This window comes from Martinezella hainanensis (assembly GCF_900094555.1).
Lineage (GTDB): Bacteria > Pseudomonadota > Alphaproteobacteria > Rhizobiales > Rhizobiaceae > Rhizobium > Rhizobium hainanense.
In genome coordinates, this window is record NZ_FMAC01000006.1 from 58,174 (window position 1) to 81,186 (window position 23,013).

Sequence of the window (23,013 nt, forward strand, 5' to 3'; positions counted from 1 at the left end):
GGCGCGGTCTCCCAGTTTCATTCTGTGGTCGATATTCACTATCAGACCGCTACAACACAAATAAAGAAACCTAAAAAGGCGTTCAGATAATCGGACTGTGAAATCGCTCCAACTTATCCGATGCTGGAGCAAATGGAGGACCTTGATATGCGTCTTAAAGAAAAAGTGGCGATCGTCACCGGTGGCGGATCGGGTTTCGGAGAGGGAATCCTCCGGAAATTCGTAGAGGAAGGTGCGCGGGTCGTTCTCGTCGACCGCGACCTTGCTGCCGCGGAACGAGTAGCAAAACAGCACGATAGATCGGTCGTGCCACTTGCTGGCGATGTTGCCATGCTCGAGAGCCTCGTCGCAGCGCGGGATCTGGCGCTGGCACGCTTCGGCGGCTTGCACATCCTCGTCAACAATGCCGGCATCGGGCAACCGCCGATGCCGATGGAGGACATGGACGAAAGCCTGTTCGAGCGCATCTTCAACGTCAACATCCGCTCGATCTACAATGGGGCACGCGCGGTGTTGCCGCATTTCAAGGCTGAGCGGCAAGGCGCCATTCTGAACATCGCCTCCACCGGCGGCGTCTCCCCTCGCCCCAACCTCACCTGGTACAACGCCTCGAAAGGATGGGGCATCGCCGCCACCCGTGCGATGGCCGTGGAGCTTGCTCCCTTTGGGATTCGCGTCAACGCGATCAATCCTGTCGCCGGCGACACGCCGTTGCTCTCGACCTTCATCGGCTCCGACAGCGACGAAAGCCGGGCGCGGATCGTCGCCACCATCCCGATGGGACGGCTTTCGACACCTGCGGATATGGGTAACGCCGCCGCTTTTCTCTGCTCGGACGAAGCGAGCATGATCACCGGTGTCGATCTCAATGTCGATGGCGGCAAGTGCATCTGAAGAGGCTGCCATGAAGGATGTCTATGAGATTGCGGTGGTTCATGGCGATGGGATCGGCCCGGAAGTCTGCGCGGCGGCGATCGATGTCGTCAAGGCCGCCCTGGGCAATCGCTCGTCCCTCAATTTCCGGCGGTATCCCGCCGGGGGTGCAGCATTTCCTCAAAACGGGCGAGAGCTTTCCTGAGCCGACCTTCAACGCGTGCCGAGTGATGAATTGCTGCAACAGCACCTCATGTCTGCCAGCGGAGTTGAGTTTGCCCTTGCGTTGTCCTGGATGATCGCTAAGTCATATGGGCGTGGCTGCGAGCCTTATGTTAGGCGAGCGACATCGGCAAAACAGAATTCGACGATCGAAGGTAATTCAATGACCGGACAACTGTCTCTCCCTCGTGATCGGATCTCCGTCCTTCTATTGGAAGGGATCAGTCAGAGCGCGGTGGACTATTTTGTGTCATCCGGCTACGTCAATCTCATTCATTTGCCGAAAGCCCTCGATGACAAGGATCTCAAAAGTCATATAGCCGAAGCGCACATCATCGGCATTCGGTCGCGCACGCAGCTGACAGAGGAGATTTTCAGCGCCGCAAAGAAGCTGATGGCCGTCGGCTGTTTTTCCGTGGGAACGAATCAGGTCGATCTGGATGCGGCGCGGCGACGTGGAATCCCGGTGTTCAACGCCCCCTATTCGAATACGCGTTCGGTCGCCGAGCTTGTCATCGGCGAAATCATCATGCTGACCAGACGGATTTTCCCGCGTTCGGCTTCCGCTCATGAAGGTGGGTGGGACAAATCCGCCGAAGGCAGTCGTGAGATGCGCGGAAAAACGCTTGGTATCGTGGGCTACGGCAACATCGGCTCGCAGCTGAGCGTTCTTGCGGAAAGCATGGGCATGAACGTTCGCTATTTTGATCCTTCGGACAAGCTTCGCCACGGCAATTCAGAATCCATGGCTTCGCTCGGTGAGCTGCTGGAAATCTCAGATTTCGTGACGATGCATGTTCCCGAAACCAGCTCGACGCAAAACATGATAACTGAGGCCGAGCTGCGCCGAATGAAAAAGGGCGCCTTCTTCATCAATAACTCCCGTGGCACGGTGGTCGATCTCCACGCGCTTGCAAAGGTTTTGAAAGAGGGACATCTCGCAGGTGCGGCAGTCGACGTGTTCCCCAAGGAGCCGGCATCGAACAAGGAGCGCTTCGAAACGCCGCTGCAAGGTTTGGACAATGTGATCCTCACTCCGCATATTGGCGGGTCGACCGAAGAAGCCCAGGAACGTATCGGAAGGGAAGTTTCCAGGAAGCTTGTGGAATATTCCGATGTCGGGTCGACGCTGGGCGCGGTTAATTTCCCCCAGGTTCAATTGCCGCCGCGTCCAAACGGCACGCGTTTCATCCATGTTCACGAAAATCGCCCTGGTATCCTGAACAGTCTGAATACGATCTTTTCATCGCGCGGACTGAATATCGTCGGCGAGTTCCTGCAGACACACGGCGAAACGGGTTACGTGGTTATCGAAGTCGAAGGCGTTGGCCAAACGGCGAATGAGATACTTGACACCCTTCGCCAGATCCCGGGAACGATACGAGCGCGATTGGTTTACTGACGGACATTGCCCCCAGACCTGCCCCGTCCCGATAGATTTCTGCGATCGGTGTGAAGCTTCCGTTCGCCCGGTCTTAGCGCAGGATTTTCAACTGTTCTTGTCCTATCTCGTCTCTGCGCGAGATCCGGCGGCTCTTGGTAAGCCACTTGGAAAATCCATCGAGATAGAGGTAGACAACTGGCGTGGTGAGCAAGGTTAGGGCCTGGCTGACAGCCAAGCCATCGAACATAGCAAAACCCAGAGGCTGGCGCAGTTCCGAACCCGTCCCGTGGCCAAGCATCAGCGGCACCGCCCCCAGCATGGTCGCCATGGTGGTCATCATGATCGGCCGGAACCGGATCAATGCTGCTTTGCGTATCGCCTGCTCGCTCGTCAATCCCTCGCTGCGTTCTCCCTCGATGGCGAAGTCGACCATCATGATGCCGTTCTTCTTGACGATGCCGAGGATCAGGTAGACTACGACGAGTGCGCCGGCCAGCGGGAGTACGATGGAGCCCAGCGACTGCTGGAACGCCTGGGCTGTGCTTCGACAATGCTCTCGAGTTACTGTGAATTAGACCCGCCCGACGAGCCTTCTTCACATATCGCTTTTCCAGCTTCCTGGCTTCGCATGGCGGTCTGAGCCCCTTGCTGTTTGGCATCCGGCGAAAAACCGGCCAGCAACTGCGCAAGTCGTTCTTTCGACATCGGCGGGGCAGATAAGCGCATGATGGGCCTCCATTTCGACGTCTTGATCGTGCCCACGCACACTCATGGGAGCAATGGTGGGGTAGGATCATCCCCAGATAACTTCACTCAGAAGCATTTCCAGTCGATCCGAACGGGTGCAAACCCAGGGGCAATCCTACCCATGGCTGTAAAATGATAAAGGACAATTGGCCGAGCAGCCCCACCTGCCAATGTCTCCGATCTTCAACCGAGCTCGCCTGATGAGACGATGGGCAAGCTCGGCCTCGATCCGATACTCAATCGGCTCTTTTCTCCGCGTCCTTCACTGCCAACTTGGCCAGAGCGAGTGCCGCCTCTCGCGTTTTGGCGGCGGCAATAAAACGGCCGTTATGGCAGAAACTGGCGCCCTCAATTCCAGTGGCCACTTCCAGGTCATGACCGCTCAACCCCGCCCAGGCGGCCGGAAGGTCGGCGCGCAATTCAAAACCCTCCTCCGCTCGGCGGATTCCGGTCAGGCACCAATCGGCCTCGCGCGGATGGACCACGAACAAGAGATGGTCGGCGCGTGCTTTAACAATTGCCGGACGAAATGGCATGCCCATCGGCAGCTCGAGAACGCGGCTCTCGCCTGCAGATCCGATCGCCTGCAGCACCAACGCTTCAGCGCGCAGCTTCGCATGGATCCCGGCAATCTTTGCTTCGACAAAACTGCGGGCGATTGCAACAGCAGCATGGAATGCCCGGTCGGTCGCCTCCGGATCCGCATCGTCGAAGACGGGCTTCAACGTTTCGAGCAAGGACGGCAGGGTCAGTCCGGCGAGCAAGCCGGCGCTGTCCGGGCTGAGCGCGCCATTGTCAACCAGGTCGATCGGCAAGACGAAGCTGGCATCGAAAGCGGCATGCACGGTCTCGACGAAGCCGTTCGGAACGGCGAGGGCCGTCAGGTAGTCGTGGCCGAAATGTTTCCAGATCAACCCGAACGAACTGTAGGGCTGACTGTCATCGCGCTGCGGTGCGCCGCGCTGGTGATGGTCGAAAATCCCGGCAGCCCTATCATAGGCGCCGCCGACATCGTAGACGATGCGATCAGCGCCGGGCGTGATCCATTCCGGCGCTCTGCTGCGAACCAGCCGCGCATCGGGGAAAAGCCGCGTGAGAATGACACTGGACAACACTTCGTCGGCATGAAAGCCGCCGGAATGGGTGACGAGGAAACTTGGAGCCATACGGCCGTGACCTTACTGTTCGCAAATTGGACGAAGGGGCTGATAGCCAGTTTTGGCTGTCATCTCAACCGTTCATCATCAAAGTGACGGGACGAACGCAGATCGTAGAACGCAAGCGCTGCATCGAGCGGCGGTTGACCCGACTGCCGTCACTGTCGAGCAGCAAGGCGACGTGCCTGGCGTGTGTCAACATTTCAAGCAGCGCGAACTCGATCGCGGCCGCTAAGCTTGGCAGCGTAGAGAGCTTGATCGGCACGTCGGTACAAATCTGGCGCGCTGTCTGTTTCAAGGCAGGCAGCAATGCCAGCCGAACAGGTGTAACCGAAATCCGGTGAGTTGGTGAGCGGGCGGGAAAACCGGATCGTCGTCAACATCCGTTCTATGAGTTCGATTGCATCCTGTTGTGCTGTTCCCGGCATAACGAGTACGAACTCCTCGCCTCCGACCCGCCCGAAACAGTCGGTACGGCGCACATATTGATGAAGCCGGTGCGCAAAATCCCGCAGAACGAGGTCTCCGGCATCATGACCGTGCTTATCGTTGATCAGTTTGAAATTATCGATATCGAATACGGCAAGGCATCCGACGCCGCCGTCCCTGGCGCCAGTCAGCATATCGTCTATTCGCGCCATGACGAAACGGCGATTGGCGATCCCCGTCAACTCGTCGGTTTGGGAAGCCTTGATGGCCTGGTCGCGATCTTGCCGGACGCTCCGGCCATCGGCGCGCAACGTTGTTATATCGCTCGCAATGCACAGCATCCAACCATTCTTATGCATGGTCTCGGTCATCCAAAGCCAGCGACCATCGGTCAAATCTGTCTCGAAGGCTCGATAGCCTATCTTTCCGCGGCGTGACTGCGTCGACCGTAGCCATCCGTCGAAATCGGCCGTGCGAATGACCGTGCCGCGTCCAAGCGTGAAGTTGCGCCGCATCAGATCCGGCCATAGCGGCGTCTCGTCGGGATCGATAAAATAGGCTGACCGAAAGGCATCGTTCGCATATCGCAGCCGGTCCTCAGCATCATAAACCGCGATGAGCGTCGAACTGGTCGCAGAAAGGTGCAGAAGCTGTTCGATCATTTCGTCCATATCGAATCCTGCTAATTGAGCTACGTAATATTTACTGCAGAATCCCCTCGAGAAAAGGGGGCAGACATCTGGACGGAAGCACGCTGTCCCTTCCATTTGCCATACGTAGTATCTGGAGTATTGGCTGAGCAAGTGAGCAAGATAGTGGGACGCTTCTCATCTCGGAGCTGCCCCTTTAGACCTCCCGATCGATTGATCGGATGCACGATCGCATCTTCAACAGATCGGCTCGCGCCCGCGATAGAGCCGAAATCGGCGAGCATAGCGGAATCAGCAGGACGCCATGAGAACCTGCGAAAACTCGAACTTTGCGCAACGCTCTCAGCCATGAAATTCGGCGCGCCCGGTTGCCGTTGGTCAAGGAAGCAAGACTGAAACGATCATGCCGCAAAGCGACAATTCGGTAGAATTGAATGCTCGAAATAGCGAAATCGTTGGAAGTACTTATGCGATTTCCATTGTGGGCATCTTTAAACCTATGAGGGCAATGCTTAAGTCGTTTACCGTTATGTCTATCAAGGCAACACCGATGTGAGACGACTCACGACCACGCCGCTCCCCAGTGGGGACTGGAGACGCGCGGTCATTTCTCCCAGACAATGAGCAACCGAAACCTTCGACACACCCTTGGTGCGTCGACCGCATAGGCGCGCAATCTCCCCGTTTTATCAATCAATACCAACCGGGCGGCTGTCGGGTGGACGAACCCGTGCGCCCATAGGAGAGAAGAGATGGAAGCCCTCACCAATCTCAGTCCGATGGAATGGCTGGCGATCGAAATCGCCATTCCCCTTATCGTGCTGGCAATACTCTTTCGATGGAGCGGCGTGATCCGCTATATTCCCAACGACAGGCTCGGCATCCTCGAAAAGCTTTGGAGTTTTCGCGGCTCTGTCAAGAATGGCTTCATTGCACTCAACGGCGAAGCCGGTTTCCAGCCTGAAGTCGTGCGCGGCGGCCTGCATTTCTTCATGCCGTTCCAGTATTCGATGCATCGCGCCAATCTCGTGACCATTCCACAGGGCCAGATCGGCTATGTCTTCGCCCGTGACGGCAAGCCGCTGCCGCCGACCCAGACGCTTGCCTCGAACATAGAAGCCGATGATTTCCAGGATGTGCGCGGCTTTCTGGTCAAAGGCGGCCAGAAAGGCCCGCAGCGCAAGATCCTGCGCGAAGGCACCTATGCCATCAATCTCGCGCAGTTCATCGTGCTGACCGCACAATCAATCTATGCCGTCAATCTCAGTTCATCGGAACAGACGCTGTTTGCTGATATGTCGACGCTGATCACCGAACGCGAGGGCTTCGCGCCCGTCGTCATCCATGACGCCGAAGACATGATCGGTATCGTCACCATCCATGACGGTCCGGCGCTGCCAGACGGCGAGATCATTGCGCCGACGGTCGCCAATGATCCGAAGGATCCGAATTTTCACAACAATTTCCAGGACCCGGAGAAGTTCCTCAATGCCGGCGGCTATCGCGGCCGTCAGCTGCAGGTGCTTGCCGACGGCAGTTACTTCCTCAACCGCATCTTCGCAACCGTCGAATTGGTCGACAAGACGATCATCAGCGTCGGCACGGTTGGCGTCGTCGTCTCCTATACCGGCCGCCGCGGTGCTGATATCTCCGGCCAGTCCTATCGCCATGGCGAACTGGTCGAGACGGGTGCGCGCGGCGTCTGGTCGACGCCCCTTCTGCCCGGCAAATATGCGTTCAACACCTATGCCGGCAGCATCGTTATCGTGCCCACCACCAACTTCGTGCTCAAATGGACCAAGGAGCAGTTTGGCGAGCACAGGCTGGATGAAAATCTCTCGGAGGTGTCGCTGATCACCAAGGACGCGTTCGAGCCCGTGCTGCCGCTCTCGGTCGTCGTGCATATCGACTATATGAAGGCACCGCTCGTCGTACAGCGCTTCGGCGATATCAAGCGGCTGGTCGAACAGACACTCGATCCGATGGTTTCGGCCTATTTCAAGAATATCGCCCAGACCAAGACCCTGATCGAGCTCCTACAGGAGCGCAGTGAAATCCAGCGCAAATCCGGCGAGGAAATGCGCGAGAAGTTTGCCTCCTACAGCCTCGAACTGCAGGAAGTCCTGATCGGCACGCCGCGCGCCAGCAACGGTCAGAACAGCATAGAGCAGATCCTGATCCAGCTGCGCGAACGCCAGATCGCGGTCGAAAAGGTCGAGACCTATAAACTGCAGGAAGCGGCTGCGATCCAGGAGCGCACATTGCGCGAGAAAGAAGCGCTCGCCGAACAACAGGCCAAGATCACCACCTCTGCACTCACCATCGAGATCAGCGAGAACGAAGGTAAGGCGCAGCTTGCCCGCACCCGCCAGCAGGCGGAAACCATTCAGGTCACCGCCAAGGCCGAGGCCGAGAAAGTGCGGCTTGCAGGCCTCGGCGAGGCCGACCGGATCAAGGCCATCGCGCTTGCCGATGCAGAACGCATCAAGGCGACCGGCTTTGCCGATGCCGAAAAGGTGCGCGCCGTCGGTCTGGCGGAAGCAGAAGCGACCGAGAAGAAGGTCGCAGCCTTCGGCGGGCCGGACTACCAGCTCAACTCGCAGGTCCTCATGCGTTTCGCCGAAGCGATCGAGAACGGCAGGCTGCCGCTCGTGCCGCAGATCCAGGTTGGCGGTGGCGCCGGCGAGAAGGGTGCTACCAATGGCCTTGTGGAAATGATGCTGTCGATGCTGGTTGCCGATCGGCTTGGACGGCAGGAGCCGCCAGCTGCCGTATCTGCGACGATCGCACATGATTGATTGTGGATGGGCCGGCAATGCCGGCCCATCGTCCGTCGCAACTATGAATTTTCGATACTGCAATTTCGATCGCGTCAAGCGAAATGCTCGCGCAGTCCTCGCGGTCGAGGCTCCAAATATCGTCTCAGGGCGTCGGCCTTTGGCACTTACGTCCGCCTCAAGGTGGGGCGGACACTCCATCGGTAACTTTCGCCACATCGCTTTCTCGCGAACGCGGCTATTGATACCGAACACAACCTATTCGATAGTTGCGTACCCTTCCTCAATTCGGGATTTTCTGCACGGCCACAGTATCTACGTGGAATTGGGCTTTCAGCGATGCCGTTAAGTCGAATCGTTGACTTGAGAATCGCGGTTCGTGATGGGGATCTGAACTATGGACCGGTCGTCCACCACCCCATATTCGCTCATAAACTCCGATGCCAACGCTTGCCCGTCGGACCCGCTATCTCAAATCTCTCCAGTGAGGCGATGACCTGGTGCTTCCTACAGAGAGGGTGCCGACGCGCGTTGGACTGAGACCGACTTTCGAGTTTTTCCTCAACAGTTCGGCCAATCTCCCGGTCAGGCGGTACGGCGAGCGGCGGCGATCTGGCGGGCGCCGATGCTGGCGAGAGCGACGCTGAACAGGGTTGGATTGGTGGCGGTCATCGTGGGAATGACGCCATTGCCAGCGACATAGAGGTTGTCGAAGCCCCAGACCTTGGAGTTCCTGTCGCAAACGCAGGTACCATCGTCGCGTTCGCCCATGCGGATCGTGCCCTGGTAGTGCAGCGACGAGCCGACAGGCTGCACGAAGGTAGCAAAACCGGGAGCCGGGCGACCGATAATAGCGGAAATGCGCTGGGCATGCCCCTTGGCCTCTTCGAGGCGCGCCTTGTCACCTTCCGACTGACGCCACTGGATGGAAATTGCCGGCAGGCCGAGCCAGTCACGGCGATTGTCGTCGAAGGTGACGCGGTTGTCCGCGCTGATATCCGAGGGCACGAAAACGCCCATGCCGATCGGCTGGCCGCTCATGTCGCTGGCCTGCGGCATGGAGTGCAGGCTCGCCGGAGCGATGGTAACCGAATAGGGGAAATCCCTGGTGGCCGGAATCCAGCTCATCGCGGTCATCGGCACATCGGTCTGCATCTCGGTGATCTGCGAGACAATATAGTGGTCGTTGATATAGCGGCCGAGCGCTTCGGGGCGGATGCCCGAGGCATAGAGCAGCTGCGGCGAGTGCAGAGAATCACAAGCAACAACGACCGTGCCGGCGCTGACGATGAAGGTTTCTTCCGGGCCGGACCGGACCAGTTCGACGCCCGTGACATGGCCATTTTCATGGATCACGCGGCGGCAGGCGGTTTCAGAGAGAATATGAAAGCTCTCGTCCGGCTCGTCGACGAGGTCGCCGAGTACGACATCGGTGCCGTGATAGCGCAGGCCATCGGCTTCGGGCGTAGCCGCGAGCGGCATCGGCTGAACGATACGGTCGGACGTGCGACCGGGGTTGAAGACCTCGCCGAGACGCTCGCGCATGGCGATGGCCGTAACATCGCCGGCGCGCGGGTCCTTGTTGGTGCCGAGCAATTTCGCCGACACAGAGAGAGCCTTGTGCATCTCATCTGTGGGGATGAAGGGCACCAGTTCGATCTCGGATGGCACGGGCGTGCCGGTCGACCATTTGGTGCCCATGCCGCCGACATTGGCCGCCGAGAAGCCGGCAAACAGGTTTTCATCCTGGGCATCGGCGTCGTTGGCGATGAAAAGGCCCGAGCGGCGCAGCAAAGAATGGTCGAAGCCACCAGCCCGGCGGGCTTCCCACTCCTCCTTGTTGATCGGCATGCGCGGACTGCGGTCGCCACCCTGGGCGTGCACTTCGAAGGCCGCACGTTCATCGAGGTCAGCGATATTGTCGAGATGTGCGCCCTTTTGCGGCAGGATCTGCGGGCCGGCTTCCACCATCAGAATGCTTGCTTCCGGCCAGTTATTCCTGATGACCCGTGCATAGGCCGAGCCTGTCGGGCCACTTCCGATGATGACGACGTCGGCAGACTGACGAGACATTCCTGCTATTCCCCATTCTTAAATCAATTTGATTGTAAACAAAGATGTATCGTAGCCGAAGTCAACTGGGATTGTTAAGTTACCGAACAAAGTTTTGCGAAAGCACTCGAGGAGAGGCACGATGAAGATAGGTCTGAGTTCATACAGTTTCCGTCCGTTGATGCAGAGTGGCGCCATGCAGATCGAGGATGTCTTTGCCTGGGTCGGCAAACATGACGGCGATCATGTCGAACTGGCGACGCTTTCCGTCGCGCCCGAAGGACAAGATCTTCAATATGAACTCGCCAATGATGCAGAGATGCTGGAGCGGCTGAAGGGCGCGTCCCAGAAAAGCGGCGTGCCGCTTTCCGGCCTTTGCATGTCCGGCAATTTCATTGACGACGGCGAACGAGCATTCCAGCTTAGCCGGCTGAAGCGCTATGTCGAGCTTTGCGACAAGCTCGGCGTCCGCTTCCTGCGCCACGATGTCGTGCCGTGGTCGCTGCGAGCAACGGAGCCCGGCCAGTTCGAGGCAGCATTCCCGGCGATCGCCGACGCCACGCATGAGCTTGCCGCGCATGCTGGGCGCTATGGCGTGACCACGAGCGTCGAGGATCACGGTTTCTTCATGAACTCCAGCGAGCGGATCAAGCGGCTGCTGCATGCCGTCAATCTGCCGAGCTTCAAACTGACAGTTGATATCGGCAATTTCCTCTGCGTCGACGAGAACCCGCTGACGGGAACGCGCGCCTGCCTTTCCCAGGCAAGCTTCGTTCATCTCAAGGATTTCTATGTGCGCCAGACCGCGCCTGGCGCGGACTGGCTGCGGACGGTCGGCGGCCAGGCAATCCGCGGCTCGGTCTTCGGCTATGGCGACCTGCCCGTCAGGTCGATCGTCGAGGACATCGTCGCCTCAGGTTATGACGGCTTCGTCTCGCTCGAATATGAAGGCAACGAGCCGACGCAATACGGTTGCGAAACCGGCCTGAAGAATGCGAAGGCGATGTTTGCGGCCGCCGGCCGCTGAATCTTGCCGTTCTGCAATCGCAAGACTAGAGCGCGGCGATCCGGTCGACGCGCTTCTTGAGATCGGCGAGGCGGCGTCGGTCGCCGCCCGGCACCTCGATCGAGGCCCAGCCGGAATAGCCGATATCAGACAGCGCCTTGTTAACGGCAGCCCAATCGCAGTCGCCCTCGCCCAGCTCGACGTCAAAGCCCTTCCATGGGCCTTCGCTGTTCATCTTTTCGAGACTGTATTCCTTGATGTCGATCTTCAGGATACGCTTGCCGAGCGCCTCGATCCAATCTGTCGGCCGACCGTAGCGCAGAACATTGCCGACATCGAAATACCAGCCGAGCTTCGGATGGTTGAAGCGATCGACGAAATCGGCTGCCTCCAGCGGGCTCAGCAGGAAGTCGTTCCACACGTTTTCGAGCGCAATCGACACGCCGCTCTCTTCCGCGGCTGGCAGGATCTTGGCGATTTCCTCGCCGGCTCTCGCATAAGCGGTCTTGTAACTGGTGCCTGCATTGACGACGCCGGGGACGAGTAGCACCGTCGTGGCGCCATAGAGCTTCGCATCGTGCAGAGCCTTGACCATCGAATCGACGCAGGCCTGGCGCGCCGATGGATCGGGATCCGTCAGCGGGCGCTTCCAGTGCACGGCATTGACGAGGCCAGGGATATCAAGGCCGGTCTTGTCGCGGGCGTTCAAGACCTCATCGAACGGCAGATCATTGGGCGAGTCGAGCTCAACGCCATCATAGCCGAGATCGCGCAGGAGCTGGAATTTCTCCAGGACGGAAAGCGAAGGCTCCTCGACCATACCCCATTTCAGGCTGATCTTCGCCAAGGGGCGAACGGAAACGGGCGAGGCGTTACTGGCGGATTCGGTCATCGATGGGTCTTTGCTTGGCATGGACAGATAAGCGGCGCCACTATGTCAGCCAATGCAAAGCCGATCAATCGGTCATTGGAGGGCAAGACGCGATGCCACCACGCGCGGCTGAAATGGGGCCGCGGCGTCCCCAGTCTCGCAGTTGAAGATTTTCTCGCCATCATGCTGTCCAGATGACCTTCGACTTCCATCAGACTAAAGTCCTGCTCCTGATCGGACCTAGGTCCGAAGACGTAATCTTTGGTCCTAATGCCATGGATTGCCCCGAGCTTTGCGCCAGTTGTTTCCCGCGATGGAAGCGGCGGGATATCCGACCGCTATCGTAGTGCATGCGGAGAAGGTCGATGAACATGAACGGCGTCCTTGAAAGCGGCATCCCAGCCCCGGCATCTGCCGCAGTTTCCGAGGGCGGCAACTTCACGCTGTTGGCTGCGAGATAACCGGCATGCAGCAAACAAAACGAATCCTGGTTACCGGCGGAGCCGGTTTTCTCGGCTCCTTCCTATGTGAGCGGATCTTGCAGGAAAAACATGAGGTTATCTGCGTAGACAATTTCTTTACGGGACGGAAAAGCAACGTCTTCCATCTGCTTGACAACAAGTCCTTCGAAATCGTCCGCCACGATATCACCTTTCCCCTCTATGTGGAGGTCGACGAGATCTACAATCTCGCCTGTCCAGCAAGCCCGATTCACTACCAGTTCGATCCGGTGCAGACGACCAAGACCAGCGTCCACGGTGCGATCAATATGCTCGGCCTTGCCAAACGGGTCGGCGCCAAGATCCTTCAGGCCTCAACGTCCGAAGTCTATGGCGATCCCGAGATCCATCCCCAACAGGAGGATTATTGGGGCCGGGTAAACCCGATAGGGCCTCGCTCCTGCTATGACGAAGGCAAGCGCTGTGCCGAGACCCTGTTTTTCGATTACTGGCGCCAGCACAAGCTGCGGATCAAGGTCGCGCGCATCTTCAACACCTACGGTCCAAGGATGCGTCCCGATGACGGCCGTGTCGTTTCCAACTTCATCGTACAGGCGCTGCAGAACAAGCCGATAACGGTTTATGGCAGTGGCCAGCAGACGCGCTCGTTCTGCTATGTCGACGATCTTATCGACGGCCTGGTTCGCCTGATGGGAACAAAGGACGAGGTGACAGGCCCGATCAATCTCGGCAATCCGGCGGAATTTACGATGCTGGAGCTCGCCAATCTCGCGATACAACTGACCGGAAGCCGCTCGACGATAAAATACCTGCCCCTGCCGGCTGACGATCCCAGACAACGGCAGCCGGATATCGGGGTCGCATCGCGCGAACTCGGCTGGAAGCCGAAGGTTCAGTTGCGGGAAGGCCTTGCCAGAACGATCGCCTATTTCGAAGACTTGCTGTCGTCAGGCCGTTCGCACGCGATCGCTGCCGAATGAGGACGGTCCTTGTCACCGGCGGAGCCGGCTATATCGGATCGCATTGCTGCAAGGCCTTCGCCGAGGCGGGATGGTCGGTCGTTACCTACGACAATCTCTCCCGCGGCTGGCGTGATGCGGTGAAATGGGGGCCGCTGGTCGAAGGCGATATTGCCGACGCCGAGACGGTCGCGGCAACGTTGCGCCAATATCGCCCGGATGTGGTCGCCCATTTCGCGGCTTATGCCTATGTCGGCGAATCCGTGGAATTTCCTGAGCTTTACTATCGGAACAATAGTTTCGGAACGCTGGTTCTTATCGAGGAAATGCTGAAAGCAGGTGTCGACAGGCTGATCTTTTCAAGCACCTGCGCATCCTATGGCATTCCGACCCGTACCCCGATTGACGAGACCCATCCGCAATGGCCGATCAATCCCTATGGATGGTCGAAATTCATGATCGAGCGGATGGTGGAGGATTTCTCGCGCGCCCGCGGCCTCAATGCTGTGATGCTGCGATATTTCAATGCAGCCGGCGGCGACCCCGATGGTGAGATCGGTGAGCGGCACGAGCCAGAGACCCATGTCGTTCCGCTCGCTATAGAAGCGGCGATCAGACCGGGCCGAACCTTCACCATCAACGGCACCGACTTCGACACGCGAGACGGCACGGCCGTGCGCGACTACATCCACGTCAGCGATCTCGCGCAGGCTCATGTCCTTGGCGGAGAGAAGCTGTTGCGGGATGAGGGGGTGCATGTCTACAACCTTGGCACCGGCAACGGAACGACTGTCAAGGAATTGGCTGACGCCGTCAGCCGCATTTCGGGGCAAAACCTTCCGGTTGCCTATGGTCCCCGCAGGGCTGGCGATCCACCGGCTCTCGTCGCAGCAGCCGATAAAGCCGAACGGGAGCTTGGATGGGTGCCCAGGCATTCCAGCATCGACAGGATTATCGAAACAGCACTCGCCTGGTATCGCAGCCGGATGTGATCCTCACCTGCTTGCCGTTGTAAGAAACTCATCGAGAGCAGCGCCAACTGCTTCGATCGAAAATTTTTCCGTCACTCGCCTGCGGGCAGCCGCACCCAGTCGTGCTCGAAGAACTTCATCACCGCTCAATCTTGCCAAGGCCTGCGCGATTTCTTCCGGCCGCTCCTGCCCGACCATGAGACCGCCCGAGGCCTCGCCTCCGACCAAAATGTCCGGCAAACCCTGCGCATCGGAAGCGACGACAGGAAGGCCGCAAGCCATGGCTTCCAATGGCGCAACCGGCATGCCCTCGATACGGGAAGCCATGACATAGACGTCCGCGGCGGAAAGCCAGCGCCGGATCAATATTCGGTCCGTCGTATAGCTGGAAAGCCACTGCACATTTGACATGCCGCTTCCATGAAGCAGCTTTGCGAACGCCTCGCTATCCTGGCCCGAGCCAATGATTATCAGCTGGGCGGAAGGATTGTCGGAGAAGCGCGCCCAAGCCTTCAGAAGCACATCAAGCCCCTTGCGGCGGATATCGATGCGCCCGTGATTGAGGACGATGAAGCAATCCTGAGGCAGGCCGAGATTTGCTCGCGCTTCGCTGCGATCCATCGCTTGCCATTCATTGGTATCCAACGGATTAGGGATATTCGCCATATTGGGAGCAATGCGTGGATAGGCCTTGGCAAGGCGATCGCGCTCTGCGGCGGAAGCAACGATTAGACCGCGGCACGCGCGCAGAGAAAGCTGTCTTGCGGCAGCCTCGACCCAGGACAGCGTGCGATCTCCTCCCTGAAACGTGGCGTAGAGGGGAAGGTTTAGGCTGCGTGCCAGCCATGCCAGCGCGTCGAAACGCGTATATTCATATTCCTGGGCAAGCAACAGGTCGCATTTGGAGCGGGAAAGGATCTCGCGGAAGGCTGAAAGCGGTGTTGCAGACCAGCGCCGCAGGCTATAGGCGGCAGGAGAATAGCCTTGCCGAGCCCGTTTTGCCGGCGCAACCCAGATCGGCGTGCCAGTACCCAAATGCTCGTGGCGCTCTATTCCGGTCACCCGCTCGGATGCACAAACGATGATTGGCTTGTGGCCCACCGAACTCAGCGCAGCCGCATAGCCGAACAGCCAACCTCCTGTCATCCGTTCGATGAAATCCCGAAGCTCAAGCCCGATCGGCTCGAGAAACTCCTCGATCACATCGCCCCACGGAAAGAGAGCGATCACCTTCGACGTCTGGCCATCTCTCATTTGCGCCAAGCAAACGCGGTTTCCGTGCCGCGCGTGGATGGCCGGTGCATCAAGTAACCGAGGAAAGTCACGGGTGCGGCCAGAGCGTAGAGGACCTTGCGGCGGCGACGGCCGATGCGGGAAAACGAGACGTCATGGAAAAACGCCGTGGCGGCGTTGATGAAGGTGGCGCGCCGCTCCGGGCGCCTGTCGAAAAGGGCTGCGAGTTCCGGGTCCCGGTATCCCCGCCTGACATGGCCCCATTCGCGCATCAGCTCGCTTTCATGCGGACAATGGCGTTTCATGACACTGAAATAGGGATAATGCCAGTTGATCTCGGGGGTGGAGATCAGGACATAGCCGCCGGGCCGTACCACCCGCAGCGCCTCCTGTGCGGCGCGGCGGTCGTCCTCGATGTGCTCCAGCACATCGAACATGGTGACGATATCGAAACTGTCGTCGTCCATTGGCAGCGAGCAGGCGTCACCGCAGATGAAGGTCGATTTCGCCCAGGAGGGCTGATGGTCGGCCAGCTCTGGGTCGATATCGAGTGTGACGATTTCGGCTTGCGGATAGAGGATGCTGGCAAGGCCGCTGCGACCACCACCGATTTCCAGCACCCGTCCGGTGCCTCCGGTTTCGAGAGGAGCGACCCGATGGATGGCGCGCATCTTTTCGCGATAGAACAGACCATCCGTCAAGCCGTTCGGATAGGGGTTTCCAGACAGAAACTGGCCAAGCGCTGCTTTCCTGATCATCGCGATATTCCTTTTTCAGCCGTTGCGGCATTCCCCATCGGAGGTCGCCGCATTCTCCAGCCGAAGCGCGGCAGAAACTGCAGGCCGGCGAGCCAGCCCTCTACTTCGGCCGCCAAAATTCCGAGCCTGCCCGGAGGCCCTTCGAAGAGCGCCTTGACGAAGGTCTTGGCAAAATAGATCGGCAGCTGCTTGCCGATACGCACCATGTTTCCTCGATCGCCGAAATTATCGTATTGCGTCACAAGGGCCGCGACGTGGCCTTTCATATAGGCTTTGATCTGCCGCTTGAGGCCGGGCCAGTCGCTGCGATGGTGGTGGAAGACAACGGCCCGAGGCTCATAGAGGCACACGCCACCGGCCGCCAGCAGTCGGTACCAAAGCTCAGAGTCTTCGGAACATCCCGCCGCCCCCGCGCCCAAGCGTTCGTCGAACAGGCCGACCCGCTCGAATACGGAGCGTCGAAAGGCCATGTTGGCACCGGCGCCGATCTTCCAGACATGCGCCCCGCTTGGCCGTGTCTCCTCAAAGAAACGCCTGTCGAACGTGAGCGGCACGAAGGTCGAGCCGAACCCACCCATGGTGAATTGAAAGGAGCATTGCGCTGCCGTATCGAGACGCGCCGGCAGCACGAGACCGGTAAACGCCTCGACATCCCGTTCCGCGAAGGCACGCGCGATCTCTGTGGTCCAGCCCGGATGCGCTTCGACATCGTCGTCGGTGAAGGCGATGATATCAAACCGGCTTATTTGAACGCCGGTGTTCCGGGCTCGGCTTAGACCGGCATGGGGCTCGTGGACATAGCGAAAATCGGGGAATTGCCTGCAGATGTCCCTCGCATTGCCAGCTTGAGAATTGTCGATGATGACGACCTCGCCCGGAGCGCTGCGTTGTGCTGCAAGGCTGGTCAGGCATTTGCGCAGAGCCGGACCGCGATCGCGGGTGCAAATGACCACGGAGATGTCCTGCGCCGAAGCGGAGGATGGGGTTGCGATCGCATCAAGCGCCCCCACCAGATTTTGCGCTTCAAGCGCCGCCTCCAGCGAGAGCGCGGGCTTTGGCCGTCCTTCGTAGGTAGCTCGTAACGGTGCACCGAGCCCGATGCTGCGAGCCTGGAGTTGCGCGGCGGCATATTCGGCCGCAAGCTGACGCAATTGAGAGGTCCCGTAAGGTAGCTCGTCCTTAAGGGATGCCCGTGCTCCCAGCGGCAGGTCTTTCCACCAGAAGACCGACAATGCGGGCTCGCGATCGCTACCGATATCGGCAGCCGCCAGATCGACATGCCTCACCTCAAAACGTTCTGTCCTCATGAATTGCGCTCCCGGATCGATCTGATACGGGAGCGTGAGCGATCATATTCGCCGGCAAGGCCGTAAATTCCACCCCACAGCTCCGCTATGCCGAACCGCAATTCATGGCCGCGCAGTCGGCGAGCCGCGCGGGCAAGCGCCTTCAACTGGTCGAAGAACCACCAGCGGACCATGGCGCGATGGCGCGATCGCATCTCGTCATCGGTGCGATAGCTCTTGACGAGAAAGGCCATCATGCCGAGGCCCCAGGTCCAGTATTGCCGCCTGAGCTGCGGAATGGTTTCGCGATGCTCGTGATAGACGGCATATTCCGGCTCATAGATCATCGGGCGTCCGGAGCGCAGCACGCGGTAGAATATATCGAGATCGCCGCCTCCGGGCAGCGGCGCTCCCGTATCGAGCGCCTCATCGAAGCCGCCAAGCTCGATCAGCAATTTGCGGTCGAAGGCCATGTTGCAGCCGGCGCCGAGAACGCCGGCACCGACGGGGTGGAGCGGGTTGTCAAAGCGAGCCCTGTGAAACTCCCTGCGCGCAAAGCCGCGGCCAAACCCACCACGCCGCTCGAAAAAGATCTGCGCCTCGGTGTCGAGACGAAACGGCAGCACGAGGCCGGTGAAGCCGCCGACGCCAGGGTTGTCGCGGCACGCTTTGGCAAAGCCTACAAGCCAATTGCGGTCCACCACGACGTCATCGTCCAGATAGGCGATGATATCGCCCCAGGCTGCATGAAGAGCGGCGTTTCGGGCGAAATCCAGCCCAGCCTTCGGTTCGAAAACGTAGCGGATATCGCGGAAGCTCTCGACGGCTTCGCGCGTGGCCGTATCCACCGAGGCATTATCGACCACGATGATTTCGACGAACTGGAAGGGAGAGTCACTCCGAACCTGATCGAGCGAGCGCAGCAACCGGGAAAGGCGCTGTGCACGATCCTTGGTGCAGATTGCGATGCTGAGGCTCGGCAGCATCGTCTCGTTCGCCGGCAAGCGCGCCCTCAGCTCCTCCTCCAGCTTCGCAACGAGGATGCATTCGGCAAATCGCTCATCGGCAAGGGCTTTCAGGCTCTCGGCCGACAGCATAGAGCCAGCCGGCCGCCCGATCATTTCAAATGCGATCAGCCGGCCCTGCCATCGTGCGATCAAGCCGACGCCGGTCTGCTCAGCCGAGAGTTCGATCGACGCCAGGGGCTCCGACAACTCGATATCAATAAGCTTGTAACTCATCACCTAACTCCCGCCCGCTGCGGCGGCCGTGCTGAAATTCGTGGAGCCTGGAAAAATGTCCCTGCCGCTTGAAAAGCTCGTCCGGCGAACCCGCCTCGACCACGCGACCCTTTGTCATCACGATGATCTGATCAGCCGCCAGAACGGTCGACAGACGGTGAGCGATCACGACAACGGTGCGGTTGTGCGAGTACTTGTCGAGCGCCAGCTGAAACGCCTGTTCGGTTTCGGCGTCGAGCGCGTTCGTCGCCTCATCCAGAAGCAGAATGTCAGGATTTCGAAGGATCGTTCGGGCGAGTGCTACGCGCTGCCTTTGCCCACCCGACAGGCGCATCCCCTGATCGCCGATCCGTGTCTCGTAGCCATCCGGAAGCAGCCGGATGAAATCGTCCGCCTTGGCGATTTCGGCAGCCTTGCGGATCTCGTCTGGCCCGGCATCCAGATCGCCATAGGCGATATTGGCTGAAATCGTGTCATTGAAGAGGTGGACCTCCTGCGACATCAGCGACAGGCGCTTGCGCCAGCTGCGAAGATCGAATTCGGGAAGAGGCATACCATCGGCGACGATTTCGCCGGATGTCGGATCGATAAAGCGAAAGAGCAGTGCCATCACTGTGGATTTTCCCGCACCGGACTCGCCCACGATCGCAGTGGTCTTGCCGGCGGGAATGCTGAAGGAGACATATTCCAGCGCAAGCGGCTGACCGGGCGCGTAGCGGAAAGAGACATTGCGGAATTCGACGGCTTTCCTGAAGGTGGGCGCCTGTACGTGCCCCTCCGAAAGAAAGGGCCTCTCCGTTGTGCGGAGGAAGTCATCGACATCGTCGATGCTACCGGCGAGCCCATCGAGCGCGATCTTCGATTGGAGCAGCTCCCGCGTTGGGCCTTGAAGACGATATAGTAGCGAGAGAAACGCGGCCAGCGCCGCAATGCCCAGGCCCACCGATTGAGCCACCAGGACGAGCGCACCGATCAGGATTGTAATCGAGATTTCCGAGACAGGCCCCGGTGTCGCCCACAACATATCGAGCTTCAGAAGGCGTCGCCGCACTTTGTCGGAAGTCTTCCGGAAACGGTTGCGCTCATAGTCTTCCTGGGCGAAAGCGCGGATCAATTGCAGCGCGTTGATGCTCTCCCACATCCTCAAGCCGAACTGCTTGTTTTCCTCGACAACAGCCTTGCCGGTTTCGTCTGCGCGGCGCGTGGCCAGGCGAATGGCCATAGCCGCGAAGAGCAGGAACATCATCGAGAAGAAGGTCAGCCGGACGGAAATCAACAGCATCAGCAGCATGAAGACGACGAAGGTGCAGGAGCAGATCATCAAACGGTAGGCAAGGCTCAGGGCCTGACTGACCTTCCAGGTGTTGTTGGCAATCGTCGTGATGATATCGGAGCGTTTGTTTTCCACCCGGTAGTCGATGCATGAGCTGATTGTCTGGTCGAAAACCCTTGCCCTCAGCCGATGTGCAACGAGACCATCGATATACCGGGTCACCCAGGTATTGATGAGATGGACGGCATTCTTAAGAAGGATGCTGACGCACAGCACGCCTACCAGGAATGCCGTCAAATGGCTTTGCGGAACGGGTGCGAGAAGCCGGTCGAAAATTCGCTGCCATTCTCCCTCCTGCGCGGCTGCGGCGCCAAGGCTCTGAATAAGAGGAATGAAGAGAAAGAGGCCTGCACCCTCAAGGACCGCAGCGGCCAGGCCGAGCCCAACTATGGTTGGTCCTGCCCAGGTCGGCGCCTCTGCCAGGCGGAAGAGCCGTTGCAACCGCATGAGGAACGAACTCCCCGACCTCACGGGATCGTCTCCATATAGAGCGGCCGCAACTCGGCGTTTCTTTGCAAGCCCCTCAGCCGAGCCTTGAGCCAATCTGGAACCAGCCTGGCGCGGCAATATACGTCCAGTATGTTCGGCAGACTTGAAATCGCCAGGCGCGGCGCCAATGCCAGAAATCGCCTCAACAGATCACAGCCATCGAAAAATCGCCCGCTGACAAAGGCTCTGACGACAAGCCAGTGGATCATGTCGACCAAATGGGCGTCGAGGTCGCTGCCATATTGAGGATATTTTCCGCGATACTCGGCAAGGACGATTTCGCATGAAGACAGCATCCGCTTGACGTCGCTCGACATGTTCGTGTTCGTCATGCGGTAGCCGATCAGGTGCTGCTGTATGACGCGGAATTCGTAGTTCTCCGCAATTCTGAGGCAGATCAGAAGATCCTCGCAGCCCTGGGCGTTGCGCGCCCTTAAGGACGGGTCGAACTGCCCGGCTTCTTCGAACGCGGAACGACGCATGAGCATCGAGCTGCCGTTGCCGACGAAATTATTTCTGCACATGCGCTGGAGCACATGCCCTTCATGGCTCGGCCGGTTATGCAGCGAAAATACGCGGCTATGCTCGTCGATAAGCGCATACCAGCAATAGGCCAGTCCGACCGATGGTCCGCCCTCGTCAAGCGCTTGCCATTGAAGGGCAATCTTTGACGGAGCCCATAAATCGTCGGCATCGATAAATGCGAGAAACTCGGCATCGGTCGCAGCCGCACCATTGTTACGCGCTGCAGCGACACCGCTATTGGCCTGCCGAAGGATCCGGATTCGCGGATCCTGCTTTGCGTATTCAGCCACGATGGATAGCGATCGATCCGAAGAACCATCGTCGACAATGATGATATCAAGAGCCTGATGCGTCTGGCGGCAGATGCTGGCCAGGGTCGCCCCGATCGTTCGTTCGGCGTTGAACATCGGCACGATGACCGCAACGGTGGTACTTCGCTTAGCTTCCACAGTCATTGCCACCCTTGGCGGCGAGGCCGACGAACCCGATGATAGCGTTGCAGCCGGGAGCATTGGCAAGCGCCGGAGCTGGGATGCCGCTTTCAAGGACGCCGTTTACGTTCATCGACCTTCTCCGCATGCACTGCGATAACGGTCGGATATCCCGCCGCTTCCATCGCGGGAAACAACTGGCGCAAAGCTCGGGGCAATCCATGGCATTAGGACCAAAGATTACGTCTTCGGACCTAGGTCCGATCAAGAGTAGGACTTTAGTCTGATGGAAGCGGCTTCGTTGCCAAAATCAGCGAACGATTGCCGGCTGCGATGGTTTTCAGCGAGACTTTTTACGGGCAATTCCAAGTGGTCTCATTTCGGGAGGCGATGATTTTGCCGGAGGGCATACCTTCGCCGCAGCTCATCCGCATTTCCATCTGACATTGATCCATTCAATGCGCCCGACACCGGAAAACAGGTGTTTCGCTACTGGCCACGACGAACAGGGACAATGTGAGACACCAACTGGAGGCGTCAGCAATTTCAAGGCACCGGCGCGCTCGTGGCTGCTGAACGGTGCGACGACAACGGCTGCGATAACGCATTGTTGAAGTTTACCCATCGTCGATACCGGCGTACCATCCCCTGGCAATTCCGTTGATACGCCGATTTCACCGTCAGGCAGGGATGGAAACATGCTCACTCTGAATATCAATGAGCAATTGCACGAGGTCGATGTCCCGGAGGACATGCCGCTTCTTTGGGTGCTGCGGGATCACCTCAATCTGGTCGGTACGAAATATGGCTGCGGCGTCGCCCAGTGCGGCGCCTGCACCGTACATGTCGCTGGCAAACCGGTGCGCTCCTGCCAGCTGACCGTCGGCGACGTCGGCACCCGTGCCGTGATCACCATTGAAGGAATTGGCAAGACGCCGAACGGCGCCAAGGTCCAGCAAGCCTGGATGGAAGCGTCTGTGCCGCAATGCGGCTACTGTCAGGCCGGTCAGATCATGTCGGCGACGGCCTTGCTCAACATCAATCCCCAACCCGACGATTCCGACATCGATGCGGCCATGGCGGGCAATCTCTGTCGATGCGGAACCTACATCCGCATCCGCCGTGCGATCAAGAACGCCGCCGCCAAGCCGGCCTGAT

At 58.9% G+C, this 23,013-nt stretch carries 19 protein-coding genes and 1 pseudogene; 8 read left to right on the forward strand and 12 right to left on the reverse strand.

Annotated features, from left to right (window positions below; translation table 11 throughout):
• Positions 1-147: 147 nt before the first annotated feature.
• The 3 genes from GA0061100_RS19470 to serA all read left to right on the forward strand — a co-directional run bounded on the left by GA0061100_RS19470 (position 148) and on the right by serA (position 2,497).
• Positions 148-894, forward strand: coding sequence for a glucose 1-dehydrogenase (locus GA0061100_RS19470; protein ID WP_075854747.1), 747 nt, complete (start codon positions 148-150; stop codon positions 892-894).
• A gap of 10 nt (positions 895-904) precedes the next feature.
• On the forward strand, positions 905-1,078 hold the full coding sequence (locus GA0061100_RS35195; protein WP_167459837.1) for an isocitrate/isopropylmalate family dehydrogenase: 174 nt from the start codon (positions 905-907) through the stop codon (positions 1,076-1,078).
• 180 nt (positions 1,079-1,258) lie between these two features.
• Positions 1,259-2,497, forward strand: coding sequence for a phosphoglycerate dehydrogenase (gene serA / locus GA0061100_RS19480; RefSeq protein WP_075854391.1), 1,239 nt, complete (start codon positions 1,259-1,261; stop codon positions 2,495-2,497).
• Between the two features lie 73 nt (positions 2,498-2,570).
• Here the strand turns inward: serA and GA0061100_RS19485 are convergent.
• The 3 genes and pseudogenes from GA0061100_RS19485 to GA0061100_RS19495 form a co-directional block, all read right to left on the reverse strand.
• A pseudogene (locus GA0061100_RS19485) lies at positions 2,571-3,026 on the reverse strand (efflux RND transporter permease subunit); the annotation flags it as partial.
• A 436-nt stretch (positions 3,027-3,462) separates the two neighbouring features.
• A complete protein-coding gene (locus tag GA0061100_RS19490) occupies positions 3,463-4,392 on the reverse strand; it encodes an MYG1 family protein (protein ID WP_075854393.1) in 930 nt (309 codons plus the stop codon).
• 194 nt (positions 4,393-4,586) lie between these two features.
• Positions 4,587-5,483 (reverse strand): GGDEF domain-containing protein, encoded by an 897-nt coding sequence (locus GA0061100_RS19495; protein ID WP_075854394.1) that lies wholly within the window; start codon positions 5,481-5,483, stop codon positions 4,587-4,589.
• Positions 5,484-6,214: 731 nt separating this feature from the next.
• Between GA0061100_RS19495 and GA0061100_RS19500 the strand changes: the two genes are divergently transcribed.
• Positions 6,215-8,260 (forward strand): SPFH domain-containing protein, encoded by a 2,046-nt coding sequence (locus GA0061100_RS19500; RefSeq protein ID WP_075854395.1) that lies wholly within the window; start codon positions 6,215-6,217, stop codon positions 8,258-8,260.
• Positions 8,261-8,824: 564 nt separating this feature from the next.
• Here GA0061100_RS19500 and GA0061100_RS19505 read toward each other — a convergent pair.
• Positions 8,825-10,312, reverse strand: a complete 1,488-nt coding sequence (locus GA0061100_RS19505; protein ID WP_075854396.1) for a GMC oxidoreductase — start codon at positions 10,310-10,312, stop codon at positions 8,825-8,827.
• A 121-nt stretch (positions 10,313-10,433) separates the two neighbouring features.
• Between GA0061100_RS19505 and GA0061100_RS19510 the strand changes: the two genes are divergently transcribed.
• Positions 10,434-11,318, forward strand: a complete 885-nt coding sequence (locus GA0061100_RS19510; protein WP_075854397.1) for a sugar phosphate isomerase/epimerase family protein — start codon at positions 10,434-10,436, stop codon at positions 11,316-11,318.
• 25 nt (positions 11,319-11,343) lie between these two features.
• On the opposite strand, the gene GA0061100_RS19515 is transcribed toward GA0061100_RS19510, so the two are convergent.
• Positions 11,344-12,189: a sugar phosphate isomerase/epimerase family protein gene (locus GA0061100_RS19515; RefSeq protein WP_244557890.1), complete on the reverse strand. Its 846-nt coding sequence runs from the start codon at positions 12,187-12,189 to the stop codon at positions 11,344-11,346.
• 445 nt (positions 12,190-12,634) lie between these two features.
• On the opposite strand from GA0061100_RS19515, the gene GA0061100_RS19520 reads away from it, so the two are divergent.
• Entirely contained in the window at positions 12,635-13,609 is a 975-nt protein-coding gene (locus GA0061100_RS19520; RefSeq protein WP_075854398.1) for a UDP-glucuronic acid decarboxylase family protein, read from the forward strand.
• On the forward strand, positions 13,606-14,580 hold the full coding sequence (gene galE / locus GA0061100_RS19525) for a UDP-glucose 4-epimerase GalE (RefSeq protein ID WP_075854399.1): 975 nt from the start codon (positions 13,606-13,608) through the stop codon (positions 14,578-14,580). The genes GA0061100_RS19520 and galE overlap by 4 nt, the downstream gene beginning before the upstream one ends.
• Before the next feature lie 3 nt (positions 14,581-14,583).
• Here galE and GA0061100_RS19530 read toward each other — a convergent pair whose 3' ends face one another.
• From GA0061100_RS19530 to GA0061100_RS35415, 7 genes are read right to left on the reverse strand one after another with little or no spacing between them, the layout of a single operon-like run.
• A complete protein-coding gene (locus tag GA0061100_RS19530; RefSeq protein WP_075854400.1) occupies positions 14,584-15,813 on the reverse strand; it encodes a glycosyltransferase family 4 protein in 1,230 nt (409 codons plus the stop codon).
• On the reverse strand, positions 15,810-16,550 hold the full coding sequence (locus GA0061100_RS19535) for a class I SAM-dependent methyltransferase (protein WP_075854401.1): 741 nt from the start codon (positions 16,548-16,550) through the stop codon (positions 15,810-15,812). The genes GA0061100_RS19530 and GA0061100_RS19535 overlap by 4 nt, the downstream gene beginning before the upstream one ends.
• Positions 16,547-17,857 (reverse strand): glycosyltransferase family 2 protein, encoded by a 1,311-nt coding sequence (locus GA0061100_RS19540; protein ID WP_075854402.1) that lies wholly within the window; start codon positions 17,855-17,857, stop codon positions 16,547-16,549. Before GA0061100_RS19540 ends, GA0061100_RS19535 begins: the two co-directional genes overlap by 4 nt.
• Positions 17,854-19,077, reverse strand: a complete 1,224-nt coding sequence (locus GA0061100_RS19545) for a glycosyltransferase family 2 protein (RefSeq protein ID WP_075854403.1) — start codon at positions 19,075-19,077, stop codon at positions 17,854-17,856. The genes GA0061100_RS19540 and GA0061100_RS19545 overlap by 4 nt, the downstream gene beginning before the upstream one ends.
• Positions 19,058-20,857: an ABC transporter ATP-binding protein gene (locus GA0061100_RS19550; protein WP_075854404.1), complete on the reverse strand. Its 1,800-nt coding sequence runs from the start codon at positions 20,855-20,857 to the stop codon at positions 19,058-19,060. The genes GA0061100_RS19545 and GA0061100_RS19550 overlap by 20 nt, the downstream gene beginning before the upstream one ends.
• Positions 20,858-20,877: 20 nt before the next feature.
• Complete coding sequence (locus GA0061100_RS19555) at positions 20,878-21,879, reverse strand: glycosyltransferase family 2 protein (protein ID WP_167459838.1); 1,002 nt, start codon at positions 21,877-21,879, stop codon at positions 20,878-20,880.
• Complete coding sequence (locus GA0061100_RS35415) at positions 21,863-21,988, reverse strand: hypothetical protein (RefSeq protein WP_280173841.1); 126 nt, start codon at positions 21,986-21,988, stop codon at positions 21,863-21,865. Before GA0061100_RS35415 ends, GA0061100_RS19555 begins: the two co-directional genes overlap by 17 nt.
• Positions 21,989-22,553: 565 nt before the next feature.
• Here GA0061100_RS35415 and GA0061100_RS19560 point away from each other — a divergent pair.
• Positions 22,554-23,012, forward strand: a complete 459-nt coding sequence (locus GA0061100_RS19560) for a (2Fe-2S)-binding protein (RefSeq protein WP_075854406.1) — start codon at positions 22,554-22,556, stop codon at positions 23,010-23,012.
• Position 23,013: the final 1 nt, after the last annotated feature.

Excerpts from the sequence above, each read along its gene's own strand:
- GA0061100_RS19530 (WP_075854400.1), bottom strand. The coding sequence starts at position 15,813 with ATGAGAGATGGCCAGACGTCGAAGGTGATCGCTCTCTTTCCGTGGGGC.
- GA0061100_RS19535 (WP_075854401.1), bottom strand. The coding sequence starts at position 16,550 with ATGATCAGGAAAGCAGCGCTTGGCCAGTTTCTGTCTGGAAACCCCTAT.
- GA0061100_RS19555 (WP_167459838.1), bottom strand. The coding sequence starts at position 21,879 with ATGACTGTGGAAGCTAAGCGAAGTACCACCGTTGCGGTCATCGTGCCG.
- serA (WP_075854391.1), top strand. The coding sequence starts at position 1,259 with ATGACCGGACAACTGTCTCTCCCTCGTGATCGGATCTCCGTCCTTCTA.
- GA0061100_RS19550 (WP_075854404.1), bottom strand. The coding sequence starts at position 20,857 with ATGCGGTTGCAACGGCTCTTCCGCCTGGCAGAGGCGCCGACCTGGGCA.
- galE (WP_075854399.1), top strand. The coding sequence starts at position 13,606 with ATGAGGACGGTCCTTGTCACCGGCGGAGCCGGCTATATCGGATCGCAT.
- GA0061100_RS19520 (WP_075854398.1), top strand. The coding sequence starts at position 12,635 with ATGCAGCAAACAAAACGAATCCTGGTTACCGGCGGAGCCGGTTTTCTC.
- GA0061100_RS19515 (WP_244557890.1), bottom strand. The coding sequence starts at position 12,189 with ATGACCGAATCCGCCAGTAACGCCTCGCCCGTTTCCGTTCGCCCCTTG.
- GA0061100_RS35195 (WP_167459837.1), top strand. The coding sequence starts at position 905 with ATGAAGGATGTCTATGAGATTGCGGTGGTTCATGGCGATGGGATCGGC.
- GA0061100_RS19505 (WP_075854396.1), bottom strand. The coding sequence starts at position 10,312 with ATGTCTCGTCAGTCTGCCGACGTCGTCATCATCGGAAGTGGCCCGACA.
- GA0061100_RS19500 (WP_075854395.1), top strand. The coding sequence starts at position 6,215 with ATGGAAGCCCTCACCAATCTCAGTCCGATGGAATGGCTGGCGATCGAA.
- GA0061100_RS19495 (WP_075854394.1), bottom strand. The coding sequence starts at position 5,483 with ATGGACGAAATGATCGAACAGCTTCTGCACCTTTCTGCGACCAGTTCG.
- GA0061100_RS19540 (WP_075854402.1), bottom strand. The coding sequence starts at position 17,857 with ATGAGGACAGAACGTTTTGAGGTGAGGCATGTCGATCTGGCGGCTGCC.
- GA0061100_RS19470 (WP_075854747.1), top strand. The coding sequence starts at position 148 with ATGCGTCTTAAAGAAAAAGTGGCGATCGTCACCGGTGGCGGATCGGGT.
- GA0061100_RS19560 (WP_075854406.1), top strand. The coding sequence starts at position 22,554 with ATGCTCACTCTGAATATCAATGAGCAATTGCACGAGGTCGATGTCCCG.
- GA0061100_RS19490 (WP_075854393.1), bottom strand. The coding sequence starts at position 4,392 with ATGGCTCCAAGTTTCCTCGTCACCCATTCCGGCGGCTTTCATGCCGAC.
- GA0061100_RS19510 (WP_075854397.1), top strand. The coding sequence starts at position 10,434 with ATGAAGATAGGTCTGAGTTCATACAGTTTCCGTCCGTTGATGCAGAGT.
- GA0061100_RS19545 (WP_075854403.1), bottom strand. The coding sequence starts at position 19,077 with ATGAGTTACAAGCTTATTGATATCGAGTTGTCGGAGCCCCTGGCGTCG.
- GA0061100_RS35415 (WP_280173841.1), bottom strand. The coding sequence starts at position 21,988 with ATGAACGTAAACGGCGTCCTTGAAAGCGGCATCCCAGCTCCGGCGCTT.